The organism is Pseudomonas sp. 22526 (assembly GCF_052044735.1).
GTDB lineage: Bacteria > Pseudomonadota > Gammaproteobacteria > Pseudomonadales > Pseudomonadaceae > Aquipseudomonas > Aquipseudomonas piscium.
Window position 1 is genome coordinate 93,508 of the sequence record NZ_JBQENK010000011.1, and the last position, 8,135, is coordinate 101,642.

8 protein-coding genes are annotated in these 8,135 nt (G+C 65.1%); 5 read left to right on the forward strand and 3 right to left on the reverse strand.

Features of this window, described 5'->3' with window-relative positions; genetic code table 11:
* Positions 1–105 precede the first annotated feature (105 nt).
* Entirely contained in the window at positions 106–720 is a 615-nt protein-coding gene (locus ACTJKT_RS18325; protein WP_440788052.1) for an NAD(P)H-dependent oxidoreductase, read from the forward strand.
* 63 nt (positions 721–783) lie between these two features.
* Here ACTJKT_RS18325 and ACTJKT_RS18330 read toward each other — a convergent pair whose 3' ends face one another.
* The gene (locus ACTJKT_RS18330; protein WP_007924983.1) at positions 784–1,101 is read right to left on the reverse strand and encodes a DUF2388 domain-containing protein; all 318 of its coding nucleotides are present in this window, start codon (positions 1,099–1,101) and stop codon (positions 784–786) included.
* A gap of 168 nt (positions 1,102–1,269) precedes the next feature.
* Positions 1,270–2,643 (reverse strand): nucleotide 5'-monophosphate nucleosidase PpnN, encoded by a 1,374-nt coding sequence (gene ppnN, locus ACTJKT_RS18335; RefSeq protein ID WP_440788053.1) that lies wholly within the window; start codon positions 2,641–2,643, stop codon positions 1,270–1,272.
* Between the two features lie 292 nt (positions 2,644–2,935).
* On the opposite strand from ppnN, the gene ACTJKT_RS18340 reads away from it, so the two are divergent.
* The 3 genes from ACTJKT_RS18340 to ACTJKT_RS18350 all read left to right on the forward strand — a co-directional run bounded on the left by ACTJKT_RS18340 (position 2,936) and on the right by ACTJKT_RS18350 (position 6,092).
* Positions 2,936–5,074 (forward strand): C1 family peptidase, encoded by a 2,139-nt coding sequence (locus tag ACTJKT_RS18340; RefSeq protein WP_440788054.1) that lies wholly within the window; start codon positions 2,936–2,938, stop codon positions 5,072–5,074.
* Positions 5,071–5,481, forward strand: coding sequence for a hypothetical protein (locus ACTJKT_RS18345; RefSeq protein WP_440788055.1), 411 nt, complete (start codon positions 5,071–5,073; stop codon positions 5,479–5,481). Before ACTJKT_RS18340 ends, ACTJKT_RS18345 begins: the two co-directional genes overlap by 4 nt.
* A 206-nt stretch (positions 5,482–5,687) precedes the next feature.
* Positions 5,688–6,092: a response regulator gene (locus ACTJKT_RS18350; protein WP_440788056.1), complete on the forward strand. Its 405-nt coding sequence runs from the start codon at positions 5,688–5,690 to the stop codon at positions 6,090–6,092.
* Positions 6,093–6,186: 94 nt separating this feature from the next.
* Here the strand turns inward: ACTJKT_RS18350 and ACTJKT_RS18355 are convergent, their stop codons facing one another.
* Positions 6,187–7,056: an isocitrate lyase/PEP mutase family protein gene (locus ACTJKT_RS18355; protein WP_009048360.1), complete on the reverse strand. Its 870-nt coding sequence runs from the start codon at positions 7,054–7,056 to the stop codon at positions 6,187–6,189.
* Positions 7,057–7,560: 504 nt separating this feature from the next.
* Between ACTJKT_RS18355 and ACTJKT_RS18360 the strand changes: the two genes are divergently transcribed.
* Positions 7,561–8,100, forward strand: a complete 540-nt coding sequence (locus ACTJKT_RS18360; RefSeq protein WP_025809620.1) for a DUF4174 domain-containing protein — start codon at positions 7,561–7,563, stop codon at positions 8,098–8,100.
* Positions 8,101–8,135: the final 35 nt, after the last annotated feature.

Below are 8,135 nucleotides of genomic sequence, written 5' to 3' on the forward strand. Positions count from 1 at the left end.
CTTATATACCAAAAGTAACTTACTGTTCGTAACTTACCAAAAGTATATAGGGCTCGGTTGCTGCCCTCAATCCAATTTGCCCCCCCATTTGCAGGAGCCTTCGCCATGCATGCGCTTATCGTTGTCGCCCACCATGATCCCCGCTCGCTCAGCCACAGCCTGGCGGCCCAGGTCGCCGAGGGGCTTGGGCCGTCCCATACGTTCGAGATCGCCGACCTGTTCGCCGAGGCGTTCGACCCACGCTTCAATGCCGCCGACCACGCAGTCCATCGCCGGCAGGCACAACCCCCGGCCGACGTGCTGGCCGAGCAGGCGCGCATCGACCGCGCCGATGCGCTGGTGCTGGTCTATCCGGTGTACTGGTGGTCGATGCCGGCGCTGCTCAAGGGCTGGATCGACCGGGTGTTCGCCAATGGCTGGGCCTTCGACTTCAGCCTCGAGGAAAACCGCACGGAGAAAAAGCTCGGACACCTGCGGGTGCACCTGCTCGGTGTCGGTGGGGCCGACGCCGGCACTTACGGGCGCCACGGCTACGAGGCGGCGATGAAGACCCAGATCGACCACGGGATCTTCGACTACTGCGGCGCCCGGGTGCTGACCTCGGAGCTGCTGCTGGAATCGGAAAGCCAGGATCCGGCGCTGCACCTGCGCACGGCCCGGAGCATAGGTCGCGATCTGTTCAGCCGCGCCGGGGCCACTGCGGCGGTTCAGGCGGGGTGAGGGGAGGATGCCCCGTGCGGCTGCGCGACGTCCCGGTCGCGCAGCGCAGGACGGCACAGGCCGTTAGTGCCCGGCTGGCTGCGCCTGTTGAGTGAGGATGGCCCTGGCCAGTTCTTCATCGCTGGCGTTGAGGCCTGGGTTTTCCTGGCGGATTTTCTGCAGCACCGACTCCAGGTAGACACCACGGATGGCGCCACCGCTGGCGACGAAACTGGAGGCGTCGTCACGGGCGGGAATCACCATCTTGTCGTCCTTGAAGGTCGAGTACAGCGAGGCGGAAACCCCTGCCGAGGTGGCGACATCACCCGCATCGACACGGGCCATGGCTGAACCTGCGGGCAGACAGAGCAACAACGAAGAAACGAGTAATAGGCGGCGCATAAGGGCGTCCTCCGACAGCGTGAAGCGAAAAGGAAGTGCTACACAATCTAGGATGCGCGGCACTGCCCGGGAGTTCCCTGAGCGCTCGCTGTGCCCGCCGGCCGGGCGTTGTGCGTGGGGCAGCAAGCAGCCCCCGGCATTGCACCGGAGGCTGTGGTCAACGGGCTGTCAGCTCACGACCCGGTAGCACGGCACATAGGCCGCGCCGCCCGGCAGTTTCATCCGGTGCTGCTGGACGAAGGATTTGAGCAGGTGATCCAGCGGCTGCATGATCGCGGTGTCGCCGTGGATTTCGTAGGGGCCATGCTTCTCGATCAGGCGGATGCCCTTGTCCTTGACGTTGCCGGCGACGATGCCGGAGAACGCGCGACGCAGGTTGGCCGCCAGCTCGTGGGACGGCAGCCCGGGGTCCAGCTGCAGGCTGGCCATGTTGGCGTGGGTCGGGTCGAACGGACGCTGGAAGCCTTCGTCGATTTTCAGCAGCCAGTTGAAGTGGAAGGCGTCGTTGCGCTCGCGGCGGAACTGCTTGACCTCCTTGAGCCCCTCGGTCATCTGCCGGGCGACCTCGGCCGGGTCGTCGATGATGATCTGGTACAGGCTGTGGGCCGCTTCGCCCAGGGTCGCGCCGACGAAGGCGTGCAACTGCTCCAGGTAGGGCGCGGCGCTTTTCGGCCCGGTGAGGATCACCGGGAACGGCAGCTCGCGGTTGTCCGGGTGCATGAGGATGCCCAGCAGGTAGAGGAACTCCTCGGCGGTGCCGGCGCCGCCGGGGAAGATGATGATGCCGTGGCCGACGCGGACGAAGGCTTCCAGGCGCTTCTCGATGTCCGGCAGGATCACCAGCTCGTTGACGATCGGGTTCGGCGCCTCGGCGGCGATGATGCCCGGCTCGGTGAGGCCCAGGTAACGGCTGCCGCTCATGCGCTGCTTGGCATGGGCAATGGTCGCGCCCTTCATCGGGCCCTTCATCACGCCCGGGCCGCAGCCGGTGCAGACGTCCAGTTTGCGCAGGCCCAGCTCATGGCCGACCTTCTTGGTGTACTGGTATTCCTCGGTGCTGATGGAGTGGCCGCCCCAGCACACCACCATCTTTGGCTCCACGCCCGGGCGCAGGGTGCGGGCGTTGCGCAGCAGGTGGAAGACGTAGTCGGTGATGCCCTGGGAGCTTTCCAGGTCGATGCGCTGGCTGGCCAGCTCGCTTTCGGTGTAGACGATGTCGCGCAGGGCGCTGAACAGCATTTCCCGGGTGCTGGCGATCATCTCGCCGTCGACGAAGGCATCGGCCGGGGCGTTCAGCAGTTCCAGGCGCACGCCGCGGTCCTGCTGGTGGATGCGAACTTCGAAATCCTTGTAGGCGTCGAGGATGGTCTTGGCGTTATCGACATGGGCGCCGGTGTTGAGGATGGCCAGGGCGCACTGGCGGAACAGGGCATAGATGCTGCCGGAACCGGCTTCGCTGAGTTGTTGCACTTCACGTTGGGACAAAGTCTCCAGGCTGCCTTTGGGGCTGACCGAAGCGTTGATGACGTGTCTTGGCTGCATTCTGGATTCCTTGAAAGCGAGACCACCGGCCCATGCGGGCCCATGGCTCAAGAATAGTGAGCGGCGGGCGGGACGCCGGGAAAACATTCTCCCGGGCTTCACGATGCGAAGGCAAAGGGGGCCACCGGAGCGTGCGGCGCGTCCGCCACGCTACTTTCTCACAGCTGGTGGTCCGAAGCGAAAGCAGCGTGCATTGCCCTTGGCTATGCTCAGCCCAGTCACCCATAGGGCTGGGGAGCGCCACCAGGCGCCAGCAGTGCCAGTCTCGTCACGACATCGGGAGCGCGTGAACATGGCATCTGCATCCGACCGGTCCTCGGTCAAACAGGGCAAGGCTGCGACTACCGCAAAAAAAGCCGAGAAAAAAACCACGATAAAAACCGCTGCTGCAACGGCCGCGAAGGCTGGCAAGAAGGTCGCCGTCCGCACGACCGCCAAGGCCCCTGTGCGGGTGTTGAACGTGCGACCGGACGGCCTGGATTTTCGCGACACCATGTATATCCCGACCCTGGTGGAAGTGCCGGTACGCCGGGAACTCAGCGACTACCGCCAGACCAGGGTGCCGGTGCTCGACCAGGGCCAGGAGAACGCCTGCACCGGTTATGGCCTGGCGACGGTGGCGCATTACCTGCTGCGCACCCGCCGCTATCAGTCCGACGCCACGCTCGTCAGCCCGCACATGCTGTACGACCTGGCCCGTCGCTATGACGAATGGGCCGGCGAGGCGGACGAAGGTTCCAGTTGTCGCGGGGCGATGAAGGGCTGGTACAAGCACGGGGTGTGCCCGGCGCCGCAGTGGCAGGCCGGCAACCAGGCCACGACCCTGACCCAGGTACTGGCCGAGGAGGCGGCGCTGCGTCCGCTGGGGGCATACTTCCGGGTCAACCACACCGACATTGTCGCCATGCACGCGGCGATTGCCGAGGTCGGTGTGCTGTACGCCAGCGCCACTGTGCACGAGGGCTGGCATGTGGTCGGTGGGGATGGCCATATCCAGCCCTCGGCGAACATGCTCGGCGGCCACGCCTTCGCGATCGTCGCCTATGACCAGGACGGTTTCTGGATTCAGAACTCCTGGGGCGTGACCTGGGGGTACGAGGGTTTTGCCCATTTGCGCTATGACGACTGGCTGGCCAACGGCGCGGATGCCTGGGTCGCGCGGCTCGGCGCGCCGATCACCCTGCGCGTGCCGCTGCAGGCGAGCTCGCAGGCCAAGACGGTGGCAGCGGCTTCGTCCAGCGAGACCCTGCGGGAGATCCGCCCGCATGTCATCAGCCTGGGCAACGACGGCACCTTCGACCCGCGTGGCGACCTGGCGACCACCGCGGCCAGCGTCCAGGAAATATTCGCCGTGGACTTCCCGCGCATCACCGCCGGTTGGGCAAAAAAACGCATCGTGGTGTATGCCCACGGCGGCCTGGTGGCGCAGGCCGGGGCCATCGAAACCGTGGCCGGCTACCGCGCGGCCATGTTGCAGGCCGAGTGTTATCCGCTGGCGTTCATCTGGAAGACCGATTACTGGAGCACCCTGGGCAACATGCTGGCCGACGCCGCCCGGCGCCGGCGCTCCGAAGGGGTGCTGGATGCGACCAAGGACTTCATGCTCGACCGCCTGGACGACGCGCTGGAACCCATTGCCCGGCTGCTGACCGGCAAGGCCCAGTGGGATGAAATGAAGGAAAACGGCCTGCGTGCCACGGTCAATGCCAACGGCGGGGCGCGGGTGGTGGCCCAGGCCCTGGCGCGCCTGGCTGCCCAGGGGGTGGAGATCCATATCGTCGGGCACAGCGCGGGCAGCATCCTGCTGGCGCCTATGGTGCAGTACCTGGTGTCCAAGGGCACGATGAACAGTGGGCCGATGGCGCGCAGCCAGCTGAAGGGGCTGGAGGTGAAGATCGCCAGTTGCCACCTGTGGGCGCCGGCCTGCACCCTCAAGCTGTTTCGCGAGACTTACTTGGCGCCGATTCGCGACAAGCGCATCGAGAAGTTTGGCCTGTTCACCCTGACCGACCAGGCCGAGCGTGATGACCACTGTGCGCATATCTACAACAAGTCCTTGCTGTACCTGGTCTCCGATGCCTTCGAGGACAAGGTGCGCATCCCGCTGATCCGGCCCGATGGTGAGCCGATCCTTGGCATGGAGCGCTTCGTCACCAGCGAAAGCGATCTGGCGCAGCTGTTCGCCAGCGCCTCGAACGCCGGCTGGGTGCGCGCGCCCAACGACTTGCCGATGGGCCATCAGAATGCCTCCGGGGCCCGTCACCATGGCGATTTCGACAACGATGAAACCACGGTCCGCGCGACCCTGGCGCGGATCCTCGGGCAAGGCGGAGCGCGGCAAGCCCTGGTGCTGGCGCAACCCATCGCCGAGCGGGCGCAACGGCGGCGCCAGGTGGACCTGGCCAGCAGCGTCGGTCGGAGGCAACCATGAATATTCCTTTGCAGAACCCTCCCATCGAGGTGCCGGCCGACCAGTCCTGTGTCACCAGTGAGTTCGAAATCGAAGCCGGGCATCGCTACCGTTTCCTGGTGGAAGGCCTGTGGGCCGATGCCAGCGATAAGCCGACCCAGCCCGATGGCGTGGCGCACCCCGGCGGAATCCGCGAGCGCCTGGGCAGGGCCAAGCGCTTGCCCGAGGCGGCCTGGATGGCGCTGCTGGTGCGGACCAAGGGCCCGAAGGGCAAGTCGCCCTGGCGCCTGCTCGGGCACGGCGAGGGCGTCTGGTCGGACCTGCCGCCGGGGCGCTTGCAGTTCTGCGCCAACGACGTGCTCGGCTTCTACTGGAACAACTCGGGGAAGATGGACGTCAGGGTGATCGATGTCACTCAGGGTGGCTGACAGAGCGCTCGGCGCGGGGGCGGGAGCTGTTTGGGGGCTGGTCGCTCCTGGGGCAATCCCACTCCGACGGGCGTAAGCGACGGTGCGTGCGCTGTCTTGTGTGACACCTCGGCAGGCCGAGTGAATTTATCGGCCAGGCACTGCTCATAACTCTAAATGGCGCATTCGCGCCAGGGTCATGTACGCAGTCAGGGAGCGGCATTCACATGAGTCCAGTTTCATCCGTCAATCCAGGCCAGCCTTGTCGCCTGCTGTTGGTGGTCGAGGACGAGCCGACGATTCTGGAGTTTCTCTGCGAGATCCTGCAGGACGAAGGTTTCGCGACCCAGGCCATGCCCAGCGCGGATGAGGCGCTGCGGTTCCTGGAAAACCATCCGGAGCAGGTGCGCCTGCTGCTGACCGATATCAACATGCCGGGCACCTTGAACGGCGCGGGCCTGGCCAACCGGGTGCGCGAGCGCTGGCCGGGCATGCCGGTGCTGGTGATGTCCGGTTATGAGACGCCGCAGAGTTCCGGGATCCGCTACCCGGTGGCGTTCATACGCAAACCCTGGACCATCGGGCAGATCCTCGACAGTGTCGACGACGCGTTGAACAGGGCGGGGAAGTAGGTAGCGGAATAGGGCGGGGGTGAGGCGCGAAGCGGCTTTCGACCACCCAGGACCTCAGGTCCTCGGTGATCGCAAGGGCGGGTGAGCTAGCGGCTCACTCTTTGACGCTCATGAACTCTTTGGCCCAGACGATGTAGTCCTCGGGCTGGGTGTAGGTGTGGGCCAGCTCGGTGGCGCTGAGGTCCGAGGCCTGGGTGAAGATCTGCCGCTGTTCGCGCAGGCAGTCATAGGTGGCCTTGATCGCCGCGAAGTACGCCGCGTGGCCGTCGACGATGATCTTCGCGCCCAGTTGCGCCAGGCGCGCATCGTCGCGCAGCGCCGGGTTGCCGTAGGTCACCAGCATCAGTGGCACCGACAGGTGCTCGGAGATCTGCTCCAGTTGCTCGAAATCCTTGACCCCGACCATGCAGATACCGTCGGCGCCGGCGCGCTCGTACTGCTGGGTGCGGCTGATGATTTCCTGGATCGGCAGGATCGCCGCGTTGGTCCGGGCGATGATCGCCAGTTCCGGGTCGACCCGGGCTTCCAGCGCCGCGCGGATCTTGCCCACGCCTTCGGCGACCGAGATCAGGTCGGTGGACTTGCGCCCGAACTGGGCCGGCAGCAGGGTGTCTTCGATGGTCAGGGCGGCGACGCCGGCGCGCTCCAGTTCGACCACGGTGCGCATCACGTTGAGGGCGTTGCCGTAGCCGTGGTCGGCGTCGGCGATCACCGGCAACTGGGCGACGCGGCCGATGCGGGTGGCCTGCTCGGCGAATTCGCTCAGGGTGATCAAGGCGAAGTCAGGCGCGGCCAGCACCTGCAGCGAGGCGACGGAGCCGCCGAGAATGCCCACTTCGAACCCCAGGTCGGCGGCGATCCGCGCCGACATCGGGTCGAATACGGAGGCGGTGTGAAAGCAGGAGTCTGAAGCGATCAGCTCGCGAAAACTACGGCGTAAATCTTGGTGAGACAGCCTGGACATACGAACTCCCGGAAGGAGGTAAAAGAGATGCCGACGATAGCGTCGAGTCAAAAATGCAATCAGTCGTCCAGCGAGCCTGTGTGGAAGGTTCGCTGCGAAGACCTGGGCAGATGAAGACGGAGCAAGCAGGTATGAAACGGCGGGTGACGCCGCACCGGATGGAAAAAGCCAGGCGGGCGCTCTTGTTATGGCCGGAATGAAGGCTATCACGCCGCCGCGGCGAAAATGATGACGAATTCGTATGGGCCCATGCCAGAACGGCATAGGCTATGCCGGTTGTCATGGGCGCCAAGGCGGGTCGATCATGCCGAACAAGAGGGTTCGCTCATCACTGGCGTTTATGGGCGCGTCGATCGGTTGCGGCGAAAACGAGCGTGCGCAGCGCTGGTTGCAGCGCCACGAACCAGGGGAAAGGCTCAATAAAATGTCAGAATTTGAGTCCAGGTCTGGACCTTTTCCCCTGATGCGCAATCATTAGAGCGTGGATACCCAAAGGAGAGACGCATGTTCATTCGGTCATTGACCCTCGCAACGCTGCTCGCTGTCGTCGGCCCCGCAATGGCGGCCGACAACGAAGGCCCTCTGGCCCAGGATCAGGGCAAGGCGCGCCCCCTGATCGTCATCGCCCCCAGCACCGTGGACCCGACCCTGGTGGCGTTGAAGAAGTCCCTCGACGAGCCGGCCAACCGCCAGGCCTTCAGCGAACGCAACATGGTGCTCTACACGGTGATCAACACCATCGGCCAACGCGACGGCAAGGACCTGGACCCACAATCGACCATGGCCCTGATCCGCAGCCTGAAGCTCGGCGCCGGGGCGCAGACCAAGGTGATCCTGGTGGGCAAGGACGGCGAGAAGAAGCTTGAGCATTCCGGGGCCATCGAACTCAAGGAAGTCTTCAGCACCATCGACCAGCTGCCGGCCGCGGAGAAGGAAGCCATTGCGCCGACGTTAGCGCCGGTCTCGGAAGTCAAGGCAGCCCATGCCGGCAAAGCCGCCAAATCGGGCAAGCCTGCGGCGCCCCCCAAACCGCTGGACGACTGAGCCTGGCCATCACCCTTTCCTGATACAGCGCATCG